Raw genomic sequence first — 19,811 nt, 5'->3', positions numbered from 1 at the left:
TTGAACAGGATCAACGGTGGCCAGGCAGCCCGACCCGGTCCACCATCGCGCAGCGGGTTGAGTAGCTTCTCGAAGCGGTACCACTTCACCAGACCTGACAATCGATCGAGTGGCGAAGAACCGCCTGCCAACTTGCCGCCCAGAAAGGCTTCCGCCAAGCTCAACTGACCCGTCTGCTTCACTGCCATCGTGATTCCCTCCGAGCGTCAATCTCAGAGAATCACAACCAGCGAATTACGCAACAGGCCCCTCGTGGGGGAGATGCCCGGCAGGGCAGAGGGGGGCGCGAAGGATCACTGCGTAGCGATGCTTGCGCCGCGCCCTGAAGCCATGAGGTAAACATTGGAAATGCCGGCGGGACAGCGCCCCCCTCTGGCCTGCCGGCCATCTCCCCCACGAGGGGGGAGATCGGCAGTTGTCCCTACAGCAACCCAGCCAGTTCCGCCTCGCGGCGCAGATTCTGCCTCGGCCTTGGGCCGATCTGCTGGATCACCAGGCCGGCGGCCAGCGAGCCGAGGTCGCCGCAGGTCTTGAGGTCGCGGCCTTGCGTGTAGCCGTGCAGGAAACCGGCGGCGTAGAGGTCGCCGGCGCCGGTCGTATCGACCAGTTCCCGGATCGCGGTCGCCTGGATGACCACGGTCTCGTCGCCGCGCACGATGACCGAGCCTTTTTCGGACCGCGTCACGGCGGCCATTCTGCAGTCCTTGCGGATCTTGGCCAGCGCCTCGTCGAAGGACGATGTCTGGTAGAGCGACTTGATTTCGTGGCTGTTGGCAAAGACGATGTCGACGGTGCCCGAGCGCATCAGGTCGAGGAACTCGTCGCGGTAGCGGTCGACGCAGAACGAATCCGACAGCGTCATCGAAACCTCGCGGCCCGCCGCGTGCGCCAGCTTCGCCGTCTGCCGGATCGCCTCCTTGGCGCGTGGCGGATCCCAGAGGTAGCCTTCGAAATAGGTGACTTTGGCGCCGGAGGCCTTGTCGGCCTCGACATCCTCCGGGCCGAGTTCGACGGCGGCACCGAGATAGGTGTTCATCGAACGCTCGCCGTCGGGCGTGACGAAAATCATCGAGCGCGCCGTCGGCGGTTCGCCCTTGAGCGGTTTGGTGTCGAAGGCGACACCCTGGGCATGGATGTCATGCGCATAGATATCGCCCAGCGCATCGTTGGAAACCTTGCCGAAGAAGGCGGCGCGTCCGCCGAAGGAGGCGACCCCGGCCGCCGTGTTGCCGGCGCTGCCGCCGGAGGCCTCGATCGCCGGGCCCATGCGGCTGTAAAGCAGTTCGGCGCGCTGCGTGTCGATGAGGTTCATCGCGCCCTTGATGATGCCGTTGGTCTCGAGGAATTCCTCCTCGCACTGGGCGATGATGTCGACAATGGCATTGCCGATGCAAAGCACGTCATAATCCGGCATCAATGTCTCCGCCAAAAACCCGAGCCGGCTTCTTGCCACGCTCGGGCGGGTCTACAGCATGACCCCGAAAATTGGCAACCGATTTTCTGTCGTCGCCCGTGTGATGGCAGCAGCCAGGCGCTACGACAATTCGACCGTGGACGAAGCATTTCTTCGCGGCGTTGCCTACAAGTCAGGCCCGACCGACCGCATCCGAAGACGGTAAGCCCATGTCCGCAAAGAACGACACGACAACCGACCTGGCGTTGCTCGGCGTGCTGGCCGTGCTGTGGGGCGCTTCCTACACCTTCATCAAGATCGGCGTCGAGACGATCCCGCCGGTCACCTTCATCGCCGCCCGCACCTTGATCGCCGGCGGCATCCTGTTCGCCATCATCCGCTGGCGTGGGCTTGCCATGCCGCGCGACGCGGCCACCTGGCGCCGTTTCGCCTTCCAGGCCTGCCTCAACAGCGTCATACCGTTCACGCTGATCGCCGCGGCCGAGCGCTCGGTCGATGCCGGCCTGGCCACCATCCTCAATTCCACCTCGCCGATTTTCACCTTCCTGCTGACGGCGCTCATCACCCGACATGAGCCGGTCACCGTGCGCAAGCTGATCGGTGTCGGCGCCGGCATAGCCGGCATCTGCCTCATTGTCGGCACCGAGGCGCTGGGTGGCATCGGTCACGAACTGTGGGCGCAGGTCGCCATCGTCGTCGCAACGATCTGCTACGCCGCTGCCGCGATCTTCGGCCGTGGCTTCAAGGGCCTCGATCCGATGCTACCGGCGGCCGGCTCGATGCTGTGCGGTGCGGTCATGCTGGTGCCGCTCAGCCTGGTGGTCGATCAGCCCTGGACGTTGACGCCCTCGACCGCATCGATCCTAGCCCTGCTTGGCCTGTCGGCGTTCTCGACGGCGATCGCCTTCGTTATCTATTTCCGCCTCATCCACACGCTGGGTTCGGTCGGCACGACGTCGCAGGCCTATCTGCGCGTGCCGATTGGCGTCGGCATCGGCGCCGTCTTCCTCGGCGAAAGCCTGGGGCCAACCGTGTGGCTCGGCATGGCCTGCGTCGTTGCAGGTGTCGCGGCCATGACCATTCCGGTCAGGAAACCTGCCTTTGCCCGATAGCGATACGTGCTTGTGCTCAAGAGCCGCGCTGCCTATCTCGTGAGCGTCCGCCTTTACGGCGCTGTCCGCTGACCTGGGGTTGAAGCACGGTGATTTTCGACGCTGCCCGCACTGCGGCCTTCGAGCTGCTCTCGCCGCCGTTTCGTGCCGTGTTCTTCAAGACGCTGGGCCTGACCGTGCTGGCGCTGGTTGCCTTGTGGTTCGGCCTGACCAGCCTTGTCGAGTGGCTGGCCCTGCCGTGGCTCCAGACCTTGTTGCCCGGCATACCGTCATGGGCCGGCTGGCTGGGCGGCATCATCGCGGCAATCGCGCTTGCCTTCGGCATGGCGCTGCTTGTTGCGCCGGTCACGGCGGTGATCGCCGGCCTGTTCCTCGACGATGTCGCCGAAGTGGTCGAGCGCACCGACTATCCACGCGACCCGCCCGGCCGTGCCATGCCGGCGCTGCGCTCGATGGTGCTGGCGATAAAGTTCCTCGGCGTCGTTATAGCAGGCAACATCTTGGCGCTCATGCTGCTGCTGGTGCCGGGCATCAACATCGCCGCCTTCTTCATCGTCAACGGCTATTTGCTCGGCCGCGAATTCTTCGAATTCGCCGCCATGCGCTTTCGCCCGGAGGACGAAGCCAGGGCCTTGCGCCGGCAGTATGCCGGCACGGTCTTCCTCGCCGGGCTGGTCATCGCGGCTTTCCTTGCCGTGCCGCTGCTCAATCTGGTGACGCCACTCTTCGCCGCCGCCATGATGGTGCATCTGCACAAGGCGGTTTCGGCGCGCGAAAGCCGCCGCTGAGGCCTTTGTTTTGCGCAATTCCCTAGGGAAAGCGCGATGCGCTTTTCCCGGGAAAACCGTGTCACACTTTTCCTGGAATTGCTTTAACCCGGGGATTTGCCGAACAGCGCCTGCAACTTGCCGAACGGCATGGCGGCGCGGGTGAAACCGAACGTGCCGTCCTGCTGGATTTCGCGCGCCGCCGTCTCCAGCATGCCGTAGGCGAAGTTGGTCAGCCATGGGCCGAGCGAAATGCGCTTCACACCAGCCATCGAAAGATCGGCGATGGTGAAACCCGGTTTCGCCATGACGTTGACCGGCTTGCCGACCGCCGAGCAGACCGTGCGCACCATCTCGACATCGCCGATCCCAGGCGCATAGAGCACGTCGGCACCGGCCTTCTCGAAGGCCTGCAGCCGCTTGATGGTGTCGTCGAGATCGGACTTGCCCCACAAGAAATTCTCGGCCCGCGCCGTGAACACGAAATCGCGTTTCAGCGCCCGCGCCGCCTCCACCGCCGCCGCGACGCGCTCGACCGCATGCGCGAAATCATAGATCGGCTTGTCGGGGTCGCCAGTGTGGTCCTCGATCGAGCAGCCGGCAAGGCCGGCCGCTTCCGCCGCGAAGATGGTTTCGGCGGCCTGCTCGGCGCTGTCGCCCTTGCCTTTCTCGAGGTCGGCCGAGACCGGCAGGTCGGTCGCCGCCGTCACCTCGCGGCAATGGTGGATCATCTGCTCGAAGGTCACGGCGCCGTCCGGCAGGCCGCGCGAAAAGGCAAAGCCGGCGCTGGTCGTCGCCAGCGCCTTGAAACCGAAGGAACCGAGCAACTTGGTCGTGCCCGGATCCCAGGGATTGGGCATGACGAAGGTCGAGGCGTGCAGGTCGCGAAAGATCTTGCCCTTGTCCATGAATGCTCCCCATCATGAATGTCGGGGCGGATGCTATCGCGCTGTCTCCGGCCGGGCAAACGAATGCGCTTGGTTCAGAAGCGTTTCTCGTTCTCTGCTGCCAATTTCTCGAACGCGTCGGAATCCGCGACGTAGCGCGCCGCCGTTTTGTCCCAGTGGTAGGTCACGGAAATGTCGGCGGAGGCGGCCTGTGGGGGCGGCTCATCACAATCCTCTTCGTTCGGCTCGGTCTTGTCGGTTATGGTGGCCTTGATCGCCGCATAGGGTTGGCCGTCGTCCAGCGACTGGAAAGCCAGGTTCTGCGAGCGTTTGTAGGCACAGACATTTTCGTCGAGCGTGTAGATGATGTCGATCAGTTCGAAACGGTCGCTACGCACCAGAATGACCGGTGTCGACAGATAACCCTGGTTCGAATTGAAATGCGTGCTGGAGATCATCAAGGCATCGTCATCTGCGCCCAGGGAGAGTTTGCCGGAGCTGCGAAAGAAGGTGAAGCGGTCGGTCGCCACATTGACTGCATCGAGCAGTTTCGGTTTGCCGGTGAGATCGTAAAGCGCCAGCACGGCATAGCCCTCGGCGCTGTCGGGTGACTCGCCGAGATCGACCAGCATGGCCAACCGGTCCTTGCCGTTGGCCTTTATCGCAAATAGGGCGGCGCTGAAAACGCTGGTTGCTTCCGGCGGCGAGGTGTCATTGTCGGGGCCGGCGATGTGCCGCATCTCGATCGGCGAGGAGCCGACAAAATAATCATCCTTCGCCGTCAAATCCGGGATGAACATCCGGACAAGATCGGCATAGGTGGTATCGGCGTGGCCAACGATGGATTTGCCGAGGTCCGGATTGGCGGCGTGTTCAGCGCCAGCCGTGCCCCACAGCAATGGCAGCAGCAGGCAGGCAAAGGCGAGGCGATGCAAAAATCCTGACATGCTGATTGTCGTCCCCGGCCGCAAGCACCCGCAAAGCTAGCATAGCTTGTAGAACCGTACAGCTCGCCCTTCAAACCCGGGCAATCAGTGGATCGGCACCAGCCCCGCCAGTTCGCGCATGTCGTCGAACAGGATGCCGCCGGCCTGGATCAGGCCATCGCGGTCGGAATAGGGGTCGCCGTGATAGGAGAACACCCGCATGCCGGCGGCTATGCCGGCTTGTGTGCCGGCGACGCTGTCCTCGATGACGATGCAGTCGGCGGGCGCGAAGCCCATGGTCTTGGCCGCATGCAGGAACAGGTCCGGGAACGGTTTGCCGCGTCCGACCATGGTCGAGGAAAACATCGCGTGTTCGAACAGCGGCAACAGCCCGGTCTGGCCGAGCGTGATGTGCATCTTCGAAATCCTGGCCGAGGTGGCGACGCAATAGGGGATGCCGGCCGCGCGGACCGCCTCGATGAACTCCCGCACATAGGGAATCGCCTCGACGCCATGAGAAAACAGGTCCGGCAGGCCGGCGTTCCAGCGATCGACGAAATCGGCGCCGAGCCGAACGTCGGTCGTCTCCTCGATTTCCTTCTGCACCGAGAGCATGCTGCGGCCGGAGAAATTCTTGCGGCAATATTCGAAGTTTGTCGGATAGCCGGCCGCGCTCAGCCATTCGGCAAGGCGCCGGTTGGCCAAGTTCTCCGTGTCGACCAGAATGCCGTCGCAGTCGAAGATCACAAGTTTGGGTATTGGCATCAGGCGGTGCCGGTCGATCCGAACCCGCCCGAGCCCCGCGCTGTGCCGCCGGCGAGCGAACGCTCTTCGACGGCCGCCTGCGTTACAACAGCGAAAACGATCTGGGCGATGCGCATGCCGCGCGTCACCGCAAAATCCTCGTCGCCGAGATTGATCAGCAGCACCTTCACCTCGCCGCGATAGTCGCTGTCGACCGTGCCGGGCGAATTGAGGACGGTGAGGCCGTGTTTGAAAGCAAGGCCGGAGCGTGGCCGCACCTGGCCTTCCATGCCTTCGGGGATTTCCAGGATCAGCCCGGTCGGCACCAGGGCGCGTTTGCCCGGCAGGATCAGCAGCGGCCGGTCGTCGGGCACAGCCGCACGCAGATCCATGCCGGCGGCGCCGGTGCTTTCATAGGCGGGGAGGGGTAGTCCTTCAGCGTGCGGCAATCTGACGAAGCCGACAGTCGGACCGATGACGGAGGAGTTTTGGAGGGCTGCGCGCATAAAATCGATCCTATCGGCGCGATTGCCGATTCGGTCAATTCGCCCACACCGCTATCAACGGCTTTCTTTCAGGCATCACTATGACCCGAGCACATCTCAGCGCAGTTCCATCGGAACCACCGTCGTCTCCTTGATCTCCTCCATCACGAAGGAGGCGGAAACGTCCGACAACGCGACCTTGGCGATCAGCCGCTGATAGAGCCGGTCATAGGCCTTCACGTCGGCAACGCGGGCACGCAAGACATAGTCGAGGTCGCCGGACATCCGGTAAACGCCGGTGATCTCGGGAAAACCGGTCACCGCCGCCCGGAATTTCTGCAGCCAGTCCGGATCATGGTTGGACGTGCGGATCAGGATGAACACCGACAGGCCAAGCCCGAGCTTTTCGGCATCGACCAGCGCCACGCGGCCGGTGATGACGCCATCCTCCTCCAGCCGCTTGACGCGACGCCAGCAGGCATTGCGCGACAGCGCCACGCGTTCCGACAGCTGGTCGACCGACAAGGTGCCGTCGCGTTGCAATTCGGCAAGCAGTTTTCGGTCTATTTCGTCGATATCCAGCGCCATATTGGGATAAATGTCCCATGGAGCGGCAATATACAAGGATATTTTGAGACCGATGAACCGGCGAAGCGTGTCAGGATACTCACTATCGGAACGCAAGCGCTGAAGGGGACCTCAATGTCGCTCGCAAGGATCTTCACGTCTCATCCGGCCAAGGTTGGCGAAACCTATTTCGGCCATATGGGTTTTGCCGCCTGGTTCTCCTCGCGTTTGCTGATGGCGGCGGGCGCCGCACTCATTCACGCTTTCTTGCCGTTTCTGTTTGAGACTACCGCCAGCCGAATCGTCCGCGAGCTTTACGAGCGGACGCACAACAGAGGCACACACGCGACCAAGGAGCCCATGGCTCTTCCGGATCGCGCCTAGAGGACGACAGAAGCGATGTGCCGGTGGGCGGCCTATCTCGGTGAAGCGGTCTTTCTCGAAGACATTCTGACCGCGCCCTGTCACTCGCTGATCGCTCAGAGCCATTGCGCCCAGGAAGCAAAGTCGCCGACCAATGGCGACGGTTTTGGCCTTGCCTGGTATGGCGACCGGCCCGAGCCTGGTCTCTACCGCGATATCCTGCCGGCCTGGTCCGATCCCAATCTGAAGAGCCTGTGCCGGCAGATCAAATCCGGCCTCTTCCTCGCCCATGTGCGGGCCTCGACCGGCGGCGCCACCAGCCGCATGAACTGCCATCCTTTCATCTCCGGTCCCTGGTCGTTCATGCACAACGGCCAGATCGGCGGCTTCGAGAAAATCCGCCGGGCGCTTGAGAATTCGCTGTCCGACGCCGTCTTCGACCAGCGCGAAGGCACCACCGATTCCGAACTGTTTTTTCTGCTGATGATCGACGAGGGGTTGGCTGGCGACCCGCAAGGTGCCGTGTCGCGCGCGACCAGTCGCGTGCTCGAAGCCTCGCGCCGGGCCGGCCTCGAACCGGCGCTGAAACTGACTGCCGCCTTCTCGGACGGGCAGGCGCTGCACGCGGTGCGCTACGCCAGCGACGCCCACGCGCCGACGCTCTACACTTCCGTCTTGCGCAGGGGCGGCCGCTGCATCGTCTCCGAGCCGTTTGATCGCGAAGGCGGCGACTGGCAGGCGATCCCGCCATCGAGCTTCGTCACTATGACTACGGATGGGATCAGCATTCGGCCGTTCGCGCCGGCATCGGCCAGACTGGCACTGGCAGTCTAATCGCAAATTGCGGCGACGCCGCGGGACAGCGCCCCCCTCTGTCCTGCCGGACATCTCCCCCTCAAGTGGGGAGATTGGCAGTTTCGCTTACCGCGCCATTCTTTCAACGTCTGAGATTGGGCGAAAGCCGTCATGACATCTGATCTCCCCACTTGAGGGGGAGATGTCCGGCAGGACAGAGGGGGGGCCGACGTAGAACGCCGACCTCGCTGGCGCAATTCCAATCAAACGCGGCTAATCTTCCGATGCTCAACTCCGCTTGAAGTCGCGCCGCCGCCCGCCATCTTGATTGGGCAAGTGCGGCCAAGCCGGAGCATGATCATGGACCTCGCCTTCTCCTCAACCACCGATCTCGCCACCGCCATCGCCCGTCGCAAAATCTCCGCCGTCGAAGCGCTCGACGCCCATCTGGCGCAGATCGACCGGCACAACGATGGCGTTAACGCCGTCATCTTGCTCGACAGGGAAGGCGCGTACGAAGGCGCTGGACAGGCCGACGCGACACTCGCACGCGGCGCCACGCCCGGACCGCTGCACGGCGTTCCCTTCACGCTGAAGGACACGCACGAAACCGGTGGCATGAAAACCACGGTCGGTTTCCCGCCCTTCGCCGACTATGTCGCCAAACACGACAGCCCGGTCGTTGCCAGGCTTAAAGCGGCTGGCGGTGTGCTGATGGCCAAGACCAATGTCGCGACCCTGCTGTCCGACTGGCAGTCGAACAATCCGCTGTTCGGCCGCACCAACAATCCCTGGAACCTTGAGCGCACCGCGGGCGGCTCCAGCGGCGGTGCTGCAGCGGCGGTCGCGGCCGGGATGACGCCATTCGATGTCGGCACCGACATGCAGGATTCGATCCGCCTGCCCGCCGCCTTCTGCGGTGTCTATGGCTTGAAACCAACGGAACATCGCATCTCGCTGGCCGGCGCCTTCCCCGATCCGGGTGGTGCGGCGCGCAGCGTGCGGCTGATGTCCTGCCTCGGACCGCTGGCACGTAGCGTGGACGATCTGTCGTTGATCTATCGGATCATCGCCGGGCCGGACGGACGCGACACCAATCTGGCGCCGGTGCCTGTCGAGGCCATGCCTAAGCTCGACCTCAAGGCACTGCGCATCGCCTTCGCACCGTCCTTCCCCGGTTTCCTGGTGGCCGGCGACATCAGCGCCGCGGTCGAAAATCTGGCAAACCAGCTGCAATTGGCAGGCGCGATCGTCGAGGAAGCGAATCTGCCCAAGCTCGATCTGCACGACGATCTTGCGCAAGGCGGCGCGCTGATCGGCATGATGATGGAAGCCGCGCAGCCCGAACCGCTGGAGCAGCCGACGTCAGTCTCGCGCTGGTTCGAAGCTCTCGCCCACCGCGACAAATCCATTCTCGCCTGGGAACAGTTCTTCGAAAACTGGGATGCGCTGCTCTGCCCGGTCGCCATGACCACGGCCTTCCCGCATTGCGCGCCGGGCACGCTGATCAAGGTCGACGGCAAGGACCAAAGCTACCGGATGCTGCCGGCCTATGGCGCCGTCTTCAACTACAGCGGCCATCCCGCGCTTTCCATCCCGTGCGGAGAAGATCGCGACGGCCTGCCGATCGGCTTGCAACTGGTCGGCAAGCGCTGGTCGGAATCCCGGCTGCTTGGTATTGCGGCGGCGATGGAGCCGTTCAGCGGCGGCTTCCGCCGCCCGCCCGGCTACTGAGCGAAGCGCGACAACCCATAGGGCGCCAGCAACGGGTCGCGCTCGCCGCCAAGAATCTCCCTTGTGGCAAACAGGCCGACGGCCGGCGCCAGCGTGATGCCGGAATGCATCACCGCGACATAGAGGCCGTCCATGCCTTCGGCACGGCCGATGATCGGAAAACCGTCGATCGGCTTGGGGCGGTAGCCGATGGTGTGGAAATCCAGTTCCAGCCCCTCGGCATCGCGCAACGCTGCCTTCGCCACCGCGAACACGTCGCGCGTGGTCGCTTCGGGGTTCTCGCCGGGATCGCCGCCGGCGAAATCCGAGCCGGCGATGATGCGGCCCTCGGCGGTCTGGCGCATGTGCAGCCTCTCGGCGTGCACCAGCCCGTTCAGCAGCCTTTTGTATGGCCGCGAATGGACGATCAGGCCAGATGGCGTCTCGATCGGCAGGCTGATCCCGGCCGTCGCGGCAATGGCCGGGGCGCCGACGCCAGCCGCGATCACCACCTCGTCGGCGGCAATCAGTCCATGCGATGTGTCCACGCCGGTAATCTTGCCGCCGGCCTGGGCCAGCGCCGAAACCGTGCTGGCAATGACCCGCGCGCCGTGCCGTTCGGCATCCGCGAGCAGGGTCCTGGCCGTCGCAACCGGCTCGGCCACGCCTTCTTCCGCAACATAAACGGCGAATTCTGGAGGCTCTACGAGATTAGGCTCGATTTGCGCCGCCCGCTCACGGCCAACGCGTTCGATGCCGTAGCCCCATGAAGAGTGTTCGGCCGCATAGGCTTCGAGCCGGTCGGGCGGCAGGTCCCAGCACAGCCCGCCGCACCAGGCGAGCGGCAGCCCGGGCAGCACATCTGCCAGCCGTCTCCACTCGGCCATGGCGCGGGTGCGCAGCCGGAAATAGACTTCGGGATTTCCCCAGCTGGCATTGATCCAGGCGAAGGAGTTGGGTGTGGCGACGCCGCCCGCACCGCTTTCGGAAACGACCGTCACCTGTGCACCGGCTCTGGTCAGATGCCAGGCGATCGAGGCACCGATGATACCGGCACCGATGACGATGACCTTTTTCGCCGCGGCCATGCCCGCTCCTCCGTCTCGTGATTCCAAGGGATGTTCATCCAAGTGGCATTCCTACGGCTGCTTGCCAATGTCGAAATGCACTTAGGCTTGATGGAGCGGCATCCGGCGGCGTCCGCGCTGCCGGAGCGGTCGACAGCCCGGCACTACGCTGCTAGAAGCCCGGCCTGTCACACGGAAATCCCAGAGAATGGCCGAAACAATACCAGAGGAAGTGGCGCGTCGCCGCACTTTCGCGATCATCGCGCACCCGGACGCCGGCAAGACCACGCTCACCGAAAAGCTGCTGCTGTTCGGCGGCGCCATCCAGCTTGCCGGCGAGGTCAAGGCCAAGAAGGACAAGATCCAGACCCGCTCCGACTGGATGAAGATCGAGCGCGAGCGCGGCATTTCGGTCGTCACCTCGGTGATGACCTTCGAGTACGAAGACAATGTCTTCAATCTGCTCGACACGCCCGGCCACGAGGACTTCGCCGACGATACCTACCGCACGCTGTCGGCGGTCGATAGCGCCGTCATGGTCATCGACGCCGCCAAGGGCATCGAGCCGCGCACGCTGAAACTGTTCGAGGTCTGCCGGCTGCGCGACATCCCGATCATCACTTTCGTCAACAAGATGGACCGCGAAAGCCGCGATCCCTTCGAGATCCTGGACGAGATCGAGCAGAAGCTGGCGCTGGATACAGCGCCCATCACCTGGCCGATCGGCCGCGGCAAGAATTTCTCCGGCACCTATCATCTGGCGCTGAACGCCGTACGCAGGGGCGACGACGAGAAGGAGCGCACGCCGGTCAACGGCCCCGATTCCAACCGCGTCGCCGGCCTGCTGCCGGAAAACGAGCGCGAGGCCTTCATCGAGGAGCTCGAGCTCGCGCGCGAAGCGTGCAGACCCCTAGACATAGAAGCCTTTCGCGAGGGCCATCTGACGCCGGTCTATTTCGGCTCGGCGCTGCGCAATTATGGCGTGCGCGACCTGATCGAGGCGCTCGGCGCCTTCGGCCCGCCGCCGCGCGCGCAGGAGGCCGACACTCGCAAGGTCGAGGCGACGGAGGACAAGATGACGTCCTTCGTCTTCAAGATCCAGGCCAATATGGACCCCAACCACAGAGACCGCATCGCGTTCGTGCGCGTCTGTTCGGGCAAGCTCGAGCGCGGCATGAAGGCCAAGCTGGTGCGCACAGGCAAGCCGATGAGCCTGTCGGCGCCGCAGTTCTTCTTCGCCCGCACCCGCGTCACTGCGGACGAAGCCTTTGCCGGCGACGTCGTCGGCATCCCCAACCACGGCACGCTGCGCATCGGCGACACGCTGACCGAGGGCGAGGAGATTCTTTTCAGAGGCGTGCCGAATTTCGCCCCGGAAATCCTGCGCCGCGTCCGCCTCGGCGACGCGATGAAGGCGAAGAAACTCAAGGAAGCGCTACACCAGATGGCCGAGGAGGGCGTCGTGCAGTTGTTCTCGCCCGAGGACGGCTCGCCGGCCATCGTCGGTGTCGTCGGCGCCCTGCAGCTCGACGTCTTGAAGGAGCGGCTGAATTTCGAATACACGCTGCCGGTCGAATTCGAGATGTCGCGCTTTTCCGTCTGCCGCTGGATTTCGGCCGACGACAAGGCGGAGACGCTTCGCTTCATCGAGGCGCATCGCGGCGACATTGCCAGGGATCTCGACAACGATCCGGTGTTTTTGGCCCAGCACGCTTTCTCGCTGAATTACGAGGCCGAACGCTGGAAAGCCATCCGCTTCGCCACCATCAAGGACTATCAGGTCCGCGACCAGGCGGCATAGGCGCCTCTTCCTTCTCCCCGTTCACGGGGAGAAGGTGCCCGAAGGGATGAGGGGCAGCGCCGGGGTTGAAGGCTTCTCTCAGCCTCTGGCCGCCTCTTCGATCTTGGCAATGTCGATCTTGCTCATCTGCATCATCGCTGACATCACCCGGCCGGCCTTGGCCCGGTCCGGATCACTGAGCAGGCGCGGCAGCTGTTCCGGCACGACCTGCCAGGAGACGCCGAACTTGTCCTTCAGCCAGCTGCATTGCGACGGTTCGCCGCCACCTTCGATCAGCTTGTCCCAGAAATAATCGACCTCTTCCTGCGTCTTGCAGTCGATCGACTGTGACATCGCCTCGTTGAACTTGAATTGCGGTCCGCCGTTGAGCGCCTGGAACTGCACGCCGTCGAGTTCGAACGTGGTCACCAGCGCTTTGCCTTCATCGGCGTGGCCTTCGGGCCAACGCATCACGCTCAGCACCTTCGAATTCTTGAAGATGGACACGTAGAAATTCATCGCCTCTTCGGCCTGGTTGTCGAACCACAGGCAGGTGGTGATCTTTTGCATGTCGTGCTCCTCCGTTTGCTCTTTGCTATCGCGGTGAAACGGCTGACTCCGAGAATGGTGCCATTTCCGTGCCGTCTACCCAAGGACGGCCGTGCGGCACGCAATCCGACAGGGGTGTGCAATTTATTCAAGGCTCTCGTTTTCGAGGAATCTGGCGCATTGCAAAATTGTGGCCAGACCATACTTGCGCGTCTATAACGCTTGCGGTCCGAATTCAGCTCCGCCGCGCCATTCCTTGGCTGCGGCCAGCCACCAAGGAAAAAACATGCCCGCCTATCGCTCCCGCACCACCACCCATGGCCGCAACATGGCCGGCGCCCGCGGCCTCTGGCGCGCCACCGGCATGAAGGACTCGGATTTCGGCAAGCCGATCATCGCGGTGGTCAACTCCTTCACCCAGTTCGTGCCGGGCCATGTCCATTTGAAGGATCTTGGCCAGCTGGTGGCGCGCGAGATTGAAAAGGCCGGCGGCGTCGCCAAGGAATTCAACACCATCGCCGTCGATGACGGCATCGCCATGGGCCATGACGGCATGCTCTATTCGCTGCCGTCGCGCGAACTGATTGCCGATTCCGTCGAATACATGGTCAATGCGCACTGCGCCGACGCCATGGTTTGCATCTCCAACTGCGACAAGATCACTCCCGGCATGCTGATGGCCTCGCTGCGCCTCAACATCCCAACCGTGTTCGTCTCCGGCGGGCCGATGGAGGCCGGTAAGGTGGTGCTGGCCGGCAAGACCCAGGCGCTTGACCTCGTCGACGCCATGGTGGCGGCCGCCGACGACAAGATTTCCGACGAGGACGTCAAGATCATCGAGCGCTCGGCCTGCCCGACCTGCGGCTCCTGCTCGGGCATGTTCACCGCCAATTCGATGAATTGCCTGACCGAGGCGCTCGGCCTGTCGCTGCCGGGCAACGGCTCGACGCTGGCCACGCACGCCGACCGCAAGCGGCTGTTCGTCGAGGCCGGCCATCTCATCGTCGATCTCGCCCAGCGCTATTACGAGCAGGATGACGAGACGGCACTGCCGCGCAGCATTGCATCGAAGGGCGCTTTCGAAAACGCCATGACGCTCGACATCGCCATGGGCGGCTCGACCAACACGGTGCTGCACATCCTGGCCGCCGCGCATGAGGGCGAGGTCGACTTCACCATGGAGGATATCGACCGGTTGTCGCGCCGTGTTCCGGTGCTCTGCAAGGTGGCGCCGGCCAAGTCCGACGTGCACATGGAAGACGTCCATCGTGCCGGCGGCATTATGGCCATCCTCGGCCAGCTCGATAATGCCGGGCTGCTCAACCGCGATCTGCCGACGGTGCACACCGCGAGCCTCGGCGAGGCGCTTGATCATTGGGATATTTCGCGCACTTCCAGCCAGAGTGTCCGCGATTTCTTCCTTGCCGCACCGGGCGGCGTGCCGACCCAGGTCGCCTTCAGCCAGGATCGCCGCTGGGACGATCTCGACCTTGACCGCGAGAAAGGTGTCATTCGCTCGGCGCAGACGCCATTCTCCAGAGATGGCGGCCTTGCCGTGCTGAAAGGCAATCTGGCGGTCGACGGCTGCATCGTGAAGACCGCCGGCGTCGACGAGTCGATCCTGAAATTCACCGGCCCGGCGCGGGTCTTCGAGAGCCAGGACGCCTCGGTCAAGGCAATCCTGTCGAACGAGATCAAGGCTGGCGATGTCGTCGTCATCCGCTATGAAGGCCCGCGCGGCGGCCCCGGCATGCAGGAAATGCTCTATCCGACCAGCTATCTGAAGTCGAAAGGCCTCGGCAAGGCCTGCGCACTCGTTACCGACGGTCGCTTCTCCGGCGGCACGTCGGGCCTGTCGATCGGCCATGCGTCGCCGGAAGCCGCCGAAGGCGGTGTGATCGGGCTGGTGCAGGAAGGTGACACGATCGAGATCGACATCCCCAACCGCACCATCCGTCTCGCCGTCAGCGACGAGGAGCTTGCCAGCCGCCGGGCCGTGATGGACGCCAAGGGTGCGTTGGCCTGGAAGCCCGAGGAAAAGCGCAAGCGCAAGGTGACAACGGCACTGCGCGCCTACGCCGCCTTCGCCACCAGCGCCGACAAGGGCGCGGTGAGGCACGTGCCGGAGTGAGGTCTGCGCCAGCCCCCTCATCCGACCGCTACGCGGCCACCTTCTCCCCGGCGGGGAGAAGAGGAGAGCGCTGGCGTTTACGACCTCTTCTCCCCTCGGGGAGAAGGTGGCCCGAAGGGCCGGATGAGGGGGCTTGGCTCCGACATCCGGAAAACACCCTTCACGGCATCAACTGATATTCATAAAGCTTCTGGTAAAGCCCGCCCTGCCTGAGCAGCGCCCGGTGCGCTCCGCTTTCCACCACCTTGCCGCCCTCCAGCACCACGATGGTGTCGGCCTGGTGCACGGTCGACAGGCGGTGGGCGATGACGATCGTCGTGCGGCCTTCGGTCAGCTGCTGCAGCGCCTCGCGGAACAGCGCTTCGGATTCGGCGTCGAGCGCACTGGTCGCTTCGTCGAGCAGCAGGATTTCGGCATCGCGCAGCATGGCGCGCGCGATCGAGATGCGCTGGCGCTGGCCGCCCGACAGCAGGCCGCCATTCTCGCCAACATCCGTCTCATAGCCCTTCGCTTGCGCCATGATAAAGTCATGCGCGTTGGCCGCCTTGGCGGCGGCGATCACCTCTTCATCGGTCGCGCCCTCGCGCCCGAGCCGGATGTTGTGCATGATGGTGCCGGCAAACAGGAACGTGTCCTGGCTGACATAGGCGATCTTTTCCCTGAGCGAGGCGAGCGTGGCATGGGAAATGTCCTGGCCGTCAAGCAGCACCTTGCCGCTCTTCGGGTCGTACATGCGCATGATCAGGTTCAGGATGGTCGACTTGCCGCCGCCTGAAGGCCCGACCAGCGCCGTCATCTTGCCGGGCGCAAGGGTCAGGTCGAACCCTTCGAGCACCGGCGGGCCATCCTGGTAGGCGAAGCTGACGGCATCGAACCGGATTTCGCCGGGCCCGGCCCGAAGCGGCTTTGCATCGTGCTTCTCGGCCAGCGTCAGCGGCGTGTCGGCGAGCTGGAACATCATGCGCACGCCGACAATGCCGCTTTCCAAGGAGATCCGGACGCGTGCGAGGCGCTTGGCCGGTTCATAGGCCAGCAGCAGCGCTGCGATGAAGGCCATGATGTTGCCCGGCATCTGGCCGCCCTGCAGGACCAGGAAGCCGCTGACCATCACGGCGCCGGCGATCGCCAGGCCGGCCAGCGTCTCCATCACCGGGCTGGTTACGGCCTCCAGCGCAGCGATGTTGTTGGCCCGATCCTCGACATCAGCCACTGCCTTGTACATGCGCTTGCGCATCAAGCCTTCGAGGTTGAAGGATTTGACCACACGCACGCCGATCGCGGTTTCCTGCATGACCTGAATGATCTGGCCGACCGAACGGAATTCCATCGCGGCGAATTTGCGCACGCGCTTCAGAATGCGGTTGACGCCATAGATGGCCAGCGGCCCGACGACGAAGCAGATCAGCGACAGCGCCGGCTGCTGCCAGACCATGACCCCAATCAGGGCAAGCAGGGTGACCAGGTCGCGCACATAGGAGGTGACGATCAGGTCGAGCACGTTGCGTGCCGCCTGCGCATTGTTGGTCATGCGGGTGATCAGGTCGGATGACGAGGTCGAATGGTAGAATTCGATGCCTTGCGCCAGGATGCGGTCGTAGATCTTGCGCTGCCGGTCGGCAATGATGGCATTGCCGACCCGGCTCATGAAATAGGCCTGGATGAAATTGGCGAGGCCCTTGAGAATGAAAATTCCGGCGACCGCCGCGGCAATCATGTTGACGCGGTCGATCCGTTTGTCGATCACGAATTCATTGGTGATTTCGCGCAGGATCCAGGCGCTGGCAGCCGTCGTGCCGGCCACCACCAGCATCGACAGGATGGCGGCACCGTATCCGAACTTATGCTGTCCGAACGATTCCCTGACCAGCCGCACGATAAGGCGCTGGTTCTCCGCCGAGCGTTCGTCGCGTTTCAGGAACGGCAAGTTCAAGTTCACAAGGGACTTCCATGGTTTGCGACTATGGCCTTGAGTCCGAAGCCGATCGCTGCGTGGACGAAAGGCGGCTTATAGAGCGAGTTAACGCCAGAGGGAACCTTTCGCGGCCGCCGAAAGAAACGGCTGCGGCAAGCTGCCTTTTGCGCCACCATGGCTGGGTGATTCTGCAGGGATGGCGACAGATGGATTTCGACCTTATCGTTCGTGGCGGCACGCTGCCGGATGGCAGGATTGCCGATATCGGCATCAGCGGCGAGACGATCGCGGCGATCGAGCCCAAACTGCAGGGGGCCGCGCGGAGCGAGGTCGATGCAAGCGGCAATCTGGTCTCGCCGCCCTTCGTCGATCCGCATTTCCACATGGATGCAACGCTGTCCTATGGCATTCCGCGCATCAACGCCTCGGGCACGCTGCTCGAAGGCATTGCGCTATGGGGGGAACTGAAGCCGCTTTTGACGCATGAGGCGGTGCGCGACCGCGCGCTCGCCTATTGCGATTGGGCGGTGTCGATGGGCCTGCTCGCCATCCGCACCCATGTCGATGTCTGCGATGACCGTTTGCTCGCGGTCGAGGCCTTGCTCGACGTCAAGAAAACGATCGCACCCTATATCGACCTGCAGCTCGTGGCTTTCCCGCAGGACGGCTTCTACCGCTCACCGAAGGCGCGTGAGAACACCATTCGCGCGCTGGACATGGGCGTCGACATCGTCGGCGGCATTCCGCATTTCGAGCGCACCATGGCCGACGGCACGCGATCGGTGACCGAACTTTGCCAGATCGCGGCAAACCGCGGCCTGATGGTCGACCTGCATTGCGACGAGACCGACGACCCGCTGTCGCGCCACATCGAGCAGCTGGCCTATGAGACGCAGCGCCTGGGCCTGCAAGGCAGGGCGGCCGGCTCACACCTCACGTCGATGCATTCGATGGACAATTACTACGTCTCGAAGCTGCTGCCGCTGATCGCCGAGGCCGGCGTCTCCGCCATCCCCAATCCGCTGATCAACATCATGCTGCAGGGCCGCCACGATACGTTTCCGAAGCGGCGTGGTATGACCCGTGTCAAGGAAATGCAGGCGCTCGGCATCCGTGTCGGCTGGGGCCAGGATTGCGTGCTCGATCCCTGGTATTCGCTGGGCACCGCCGACATGCTCGACGTCGCCTTCATGGGCCTGCACGTCGCCCAGATGTCGAGCCCGGCCGACATGGCGCGCTGCTTCGACATGGTCACCAACGTCAATGCCGCCATCATGGGGCTGGACCACCTCGGCCTGGCCGTCGGCAAGCGCGCCAGCCTTGTCATCCTCGACGCCGGCAATCCGATCGAGGCCCTGCGCCTGCGCGCCGAGCGCATCTGCGTCATCGCCAGGGGCAAGGTGGTGGCTGAGCGGACGAGGCAGGATACCAGGCTTTCCCTGCTTGGCAGGCCGGCGCTGGTGAACCGTAGGCACATAACCACCTAGATACAGCCGATTCCCGGCGCTGGCCTTGCCGATTTCGGGATTTCTCCTCGTCAAAGCGGGCGCTTCCGTTTAGGACGCGGCTGACGCGAGGGAGGAATCGGGATCGGCATGACGCAACCCGTGGCGCAGAATTCCACAATCAGGAACGTGCTTCTGGCCGGCATCTTGCTGATGCTGGCCGGCGACTTCCTGTTTGCGTTGAACGATGCCATGGGCAAGTGGCTGGTCGCCAGTTTCTCGGTCGGCCAGGTCGTGCTGATCCGCTCGATTGGCGCGTTTATCGTGCTTGGCCCGATGATCGCTAACCAGGGCGCCGGCAAACTGTTCCAGATGGAGCGGCCTGGGCTGCAGATCCTGCGCGTGTTGGCGACGACGCTGGACACCGCTTTGTTCTACGCCGCCGTCGTCTATCTGCCGCTCGCCGATGTGATGAGCTTCTACATGGCCGGGCCGATCTATGTCGCGGCGCTGTCGCATTTCCTGCTTGGCGAAAAGGTCGGCTGGCGCCGCTGGGTGGCGATCCTGCTCGGCTTCTGCGGCGTGGTGATCATGCTGAAGCCATCTTCCGCGGCATTCTCGCTGTCGTCGAGCTTTGCGCTCGTTGGCAGCCTCGCCTTTGCCTTCGCCATCATCCTCAACCGGCGGCTGCGCGGCACCAGCGACACCAATCTGGTGACATGGCAGACGATCGGCACGCTGCTGGTCGGCGGCGTGCTGACCATCGGCGCCTGGCAGACGCCTTCGGCACTCGATTTTGGCGCCATGTTGCTGCTCGGCATCGTCTCCTGCAGCGCCCATCTGATGATCACGCGGGCACTCAAGCTGGCGCCGGCCTCGACGCTGGCGCCGCTGCACTACACGCTGCTCCTGTGGGCGGTAGTGTTCGGGCTGGTGTTCTTCGGCGACGTTCCAGGCCCGCGCATCCTGATCGGCTCCGGCATCATCGTTCTCGCCGGCCTGTTCATCTTCCACCGCCAGAAGGTCGTCGACACCACGGTGCCACCCGAAAACGTGCCGAAGGGCGTCAATTGAGGCAGCTCAGGAAAGTATGAAATCGCTTTCCGTCCGCTACTGCATCCAGACAAAGCATACGGCGCGTCACACGAAGCGAC

At 63.7% G+C, this 19,811-nt stretch carries 18 protein-coding genes and 1 pseudogene; 9 read left to right on the top strand and 10 right to left on the bottom strand.

What is annotated here, in order from left to right; genetic code table 11:
• Both AC1DX0_RS08195 and AC1DX0_RS08190 read right to left on the bottom strand, forming a co-directional pair.
• Positions 1–188, bottom strand: a pseudogene (locus AC1DX0_RS08195) (IS5/IS1182 family transposase); the annotation flags it as partial.
• 233 nt (positions 189–421) lie between these two features.
• Positions 422–1,414: an adenosine kinase gene (locus tag AC1DX0_RS08190; protein WP_477223167.1), complete on the bottom strand. Its 993-nt coding sequence runs from the start codon at positions 1,412–1,414 to the stop codon at positions 422–424.
• A 209-nt stretch (positions 1,415–1,623) separates the two neighbouring features.
• Here AC1DX0_RS08190 and AC1DX0_RS08185 point away from each other — a divergent pair, with 209 nt between their 5' ends.
• Both AC1DX0_RS08185 and AC1DX0_RS08180 read left to right on the top strand, forming a co-directional pair.
• On the top strand, positions 1,624–2,526 hold the full coding sequence (locus AC1DX0_RS08185) for a DMT family transporter (RefSeq protein ID WP_477223166.1): 903 nt from the start codon (positions 1,624–1,626) through the stop codon (positions 2,524–2,526).
• Positions 2,527–2,615: 89 nt separating this feature from the next.
• Complete coding sequence (locus tag AC1DX0_RS08180; protein ID WP_477223165.1) at positions 2,616–3,314, top strand: sulfate transporter family protein; 699 nt, start codon at positions 2,616–2,618, stop codon at positions 3,312–3,314.
• Positions 3,315–3,397: 83 nt separating this feature from the next.
• Here the strand turns inward: AC1DX0_RS08180 and AC1DX0_RS08175 are convergent, their stop codons facing one another.
• The 5 genes from AC1DX0_RS08175 to AC1DX0_RS08155 all read right to left on the bottom strand — a co-directional run bounded on the left by AC1DX0_RS08175 (position 3,398) and on the right by AC1DX0_RS08155 (position 6,923).
• The gene (locus AC1DX0_RS08175; RefSeq protein WP_477223164.1) at positions 3,398–4,201 is read right to left on the bottom strand and encodes an isocitrate lyase/PEP mutase family protein; all 804 of its coding nucleotides are present in this window, start codon (positions 4,199–4,201) and stop codon (positions 3,398–3,400) included.
• Positions 4,202–4,275: 74 nt separating this feature from the next.
• Positions 4,276–5,127 carry a hypothetical protein gene (locus tag AC1DX0_RS08170; RefSeq protein WP_477223163.1) on the bottom strand — a complete coding sequence of 284 codons (852 nt, stop codon included), beginning with the start codon at positions 5,125–5,127 and terminating at the stop codon, positions 4,276–4,278.
• A gap of 84 nt (positions 5,128–5,211) precedes the next feature.
• Positions 5,212–5,871 (bottom strand): HAD family hydrolase, encoded by a 660-nt coding sequence (locus AC1DX0_RS08165; RefSeq protein ID WP_477223162.1) that lies wholly within the window; start codon positions 5,869–5,871, stop codon positions 5,212–5,214.
• A complete protein-coding gene (gene dut / locus AC1DX0_RS08160; RefSeq protein WP_123168781.1) occupies positions 5,871–6,356 on the bottom strand; it encodes a dUTP diphosphatase in 486 nt (161 codons plus the stop codon). Before dut ends, AC1DX0_RS08165 begins: the two co-directional genes overlap by 1 nt.
• Positions 6,357–6,452: 96 nt before the next feature.
• On the bottom strand, positions 6,453–6,923 hold the full coding sequence (locus AC1DX0_RS08155) for an Lrp/AsnC family transcriptional regulator (protein WP_477223161.1): 471 nt from the start codon (positions 6,921–6,923) through the stop codon (positions 6,453–6,455).
• A gap of 114 nt (positions 6,924–7,037) precedes the next feature.
• Between AC1DX0_RS08155 and AC1DX0_RS08150 the strand changes: the two genes are divergently transcribed.
• The 3 genes from AC1DX0_RS08150 to AC1DX0_RS08140 all read left to right on the top strand — a co-directional run bounded on the left by AC1DX0_RS08150 (position 7,038) and on the right by AC1DX0_RS08140 (position 9,794).
• Positions 7,038–7,286: a DUF6356 family protein gene (locus AC1DX0_RS08150; RefSeq protein ID WP_477223160.1), complete on the top strand. Its 249-nt coding sequence runs from the start codon at positions 7,038–7,040 to the stop codon at positions 7,284–7,286.
• A gap of 15 nt (positions 7,287–7,301) precedes the next feature.
• Entirely contained in the window at positions 7,302–8,099 is a 798-nt protein-coding gene (locus AC1DX0_RS08145) for a class II glutamine amidotransferase (RefSeq protein WP_477223159.1), read from the top strand.
• 321 nt (positions 8,100–8,420) lie between these two features.
• Entirely contained in the window at positions 8,421–9,794 is a 1,374-nt protein-coding gene (locus AC1DX0_RS08140; RefSeq protein WP_477223158.1) for an amidase, read from the top strand.
• Here the strand turns inward: AC1DX0_RS08140 and AC1DX0_RS08135 are convergent.
• Positions 9,788–10,861 carry an NAD(P)/FAD-dependent oxidoreductase gene (locus AC1DX0_RS08135; protein WP_477223157.1) on the bottom strand — a complete coding sequence of 358 codons (1,074 nt, stop codon included), beginning with the start codon at positions 10,859–10,861 and terminating at the stop codon, positions 9,788–9,790. The two genes, AC1DX0_RS08140 and AC1DX0_RS08135, sit on opposite strands and share 7 nt — an antisense overlap.
• A 187-nt stretch (positions 10,862–11,048) precedes the next feature.
• Between AC1DX0_RS08135 and AC1DX0_RS08130 the strand changes: the two genes are divergently transcribed.
• Positions 11,049–12,641, top strand: a complete 1,593-nt coding sequence (locus AC1DX0_RS08130; RefSeq protein WP_477223156.1) for a peptide chain release factor 3 — start codon at positions 11,049–11,051, stop codon at positions 12,639–12,641.
• A 78-nt stretch (positions 12,642–12,719) separates the two neighbouring features.
• Here the strand turns inward: AC1DX0_RS08130 and AC1DX0_RS08125 are convergent, their stop codons facing one another.
• Positions 12,720–13,190: a VOC family protein gene (locus AC1DX0_RS08125; RefSeq protein WP_477223155.1), complete on the bottom strand. Its 471-nt coding sequence runs from the start codon at positions 13,188–13,190 to the stop codon at positions 12,720–12,722.
• Between the two features lie 265 nt (positions 13,191–13,455).
• On the opposite strand from AC1DX0_RS08125, the gene ilvD reads away from it, so the two are divergent.
• Positions 13,456–15,300 (top strand): dihydroxy-acid dehydratase, encoded by a 1,845-nt coding sequence (gene ilvD / locus AC1DX0_RS08120; protein WP_477223154.1) that lies wholly within the window; start codon positions 13,456–13,458, stop codon positions 15,298–15,300.
• 160 nt (positions 15,301–15,460) lie between these two features.
• Here the strand turns inward: ilvD and AC1DX0_RS08115 are convergent, their stop codons facing one another.
• On the bottom strand, positions 15,461–17,215 hold the full coding sequence (locus tag AC1DX0_RS08115) for an ABC transporter ATP-binding protein (protein ID WP_477223176.1): 1,755 nt from the start codon (positions 17,213–17,215) through the stop codon (positions 15,461–15,463).
• Positions 17,216–17,418: 203 nt separating this feature from the next.
• Between AC1DX0_RS08115 and AC1DX0_RS08110 the strand changes: the two genes are divergently transcribed.
• Together AC1DX0_RS08110 and AC1DX0_RS08105 are read left to right on the top strand one after the other, a co-directional pair.
• The gene (locus tag AC1DX0_RS08110; RefSeq protein WP_477223153.1) at positions 17,419–18,699 is read left to right on the top strand and encodes an amidohydrolase family protein; all 1,281 of its coding nucleotides are present in this window, start codon (positions 17,419–17,421) and stop codon (positions 18,697–18,699) included.
• A gap of 108 nt (positions 18,700–18,807) precedes the next feature.
• Positions 18,808–19,731 (top strand): DMT family transporter, encoded by a 924-nt coding sequence (locus AC1DX0_RS08105; protein WP_477223152.1) that lies wholly within the window; start codon positions 18,808–18,810, stop codon positions 19,729–19,731.
• The last annotated feature ends 80 nt before the right edge of the window (positions 19,732–19,811 follow it).

It is taken from the genome of Mesorhizobium sp. P3_A9 (assembly GCF_056402975.1).
The sequence above is the reverse complement of the archived record's forward strand: the minus strand, read 5'-3'. Positions and strand labels throughout refer to the sequence as shown.

What these genes read in the sequence shown, in the direction of transcription:
- AC1DX0_RS08190 (WP_477223167.1), bottom strand. Translation starts at nt 1,414, where the DNA reads ATGCCGGATTATGACGTGCTTTGCATCGGCAATGCCATTGTCGACATC.
- AC1DX0_RS08185 (WP_477223166.1), top strand. Translation starts at nt 1,624, where the DNA reads ATGTCCGCAAAGAACGACACGACAACCGACCTGGCGTTGCTCGGCGTG.
- AC1DX0_RS08175 (WP_477223164.1), bottom strand. Translation starts at nt 4,201, where the DNA reads ATGGACAAGGGCAAGATCTTTCGCGACCTGCACGCCTCGACCTTCGTC.
- AC1DX0_RS08170 (WP_477223163.1), bottom strand. Translation starts at nt 5,127, where the DNA reads ATGTCAGGATTTTTGCATCGCCTCGCCTTTGCCTGCCTGCTGCTGCCA.
- AC1DX0_RS08165 (WP_477223162.1), bottom strand. Translation starts at nt 5,871, where the DNA reads ATGCCAATACCCAAACTTGTGATCTTCGACTGCGACGGCATTCTGGTC.
- dut (WP_123168781.1), bottom strand. Translation starts at nt 6,356, where the DNA reads ATGCGCGCAGCCCTCCAAAACTCCTCCGTCATCGGTCCGACTGTCGGC.
- AC1DX0_RS08155 (WP_477223161.1), bottom strand. Translation starts at nt 6,923, where the DNA reads ATGGCGCTGGATATCGACGAAATAGACCGAAAACTGCTTGCCGAATTG.
- AC1DX0_RS08150 (WP_477223160.1), top strand. Translation starts at nt 7,038, where the DNA reads ATGTCGCTCGCAAGGATCTTCACGTCTCATCCGGCCAAGGTTGGCGAA.
- AC1DX0_RS08145 (WP_477223159.1), top strand. Translation starts at nt 7,302, where the DNA reads ATGTGCCGGTGGGCGGCCTATCTCGGTGAAGCGGTCTTTCTCGAAGAC.
- AC1DX0_RS08140 (WP_477223158.1), top strand. Translation starts at nt 8,421, where the DNA reads ATGGACCTCGCCTTCTCCTCAACCACCGATCTCGCCACCGCCATCGCC.
- AC1DX0_RS08135 (WP_477223157.1), bottom strand. Translation starts at nt 10,861, where the DNA reads ATGGCCGCGGCGAAAAAGGTCATCGTCATCGGTGCCGGTATCATCGGT.
- AC1DX0_RS08130 (WP_477223156.1), top strand. Translation starts at nt 11,049, where the DNA reads ATGGCCGAAACAATACCAGAGGAAGTGGCGCGTCGCCGCACTTTCGCG.
- AC1DX0_RS08125 (WP_477223155.1), bottom strand. Translation starts at nt 13,190, where the DNA reads ATGCAAAAGATCACCACCTGCCTGTGGTTCGACAACCAGGCCGAAGAG.
- ilvD (WP_477223154.1), top strand. Translation starts at nt 13,456, where the DNA reads ATGCCCGCCTATCGCTCCCGCACCACCACCCATGGCCGCAACATGGCC.
- AC1DX0_RS08110 (WP_477223153.1), top strand. Translation starts at nt 17,419, where the DNA reads ATGGATTTCGACCTTATCGTTCGTGGCGGCACGCTGCCGGATGGCAGG.
- AC1DX0_RS08105 (WP_477223152.1), top strand. Translation starts at nt 18,808, where the DNA reads ATGACGCAACCCGTGGCGCAGAATTCCACAATCAGGAACGTGCTTCTG.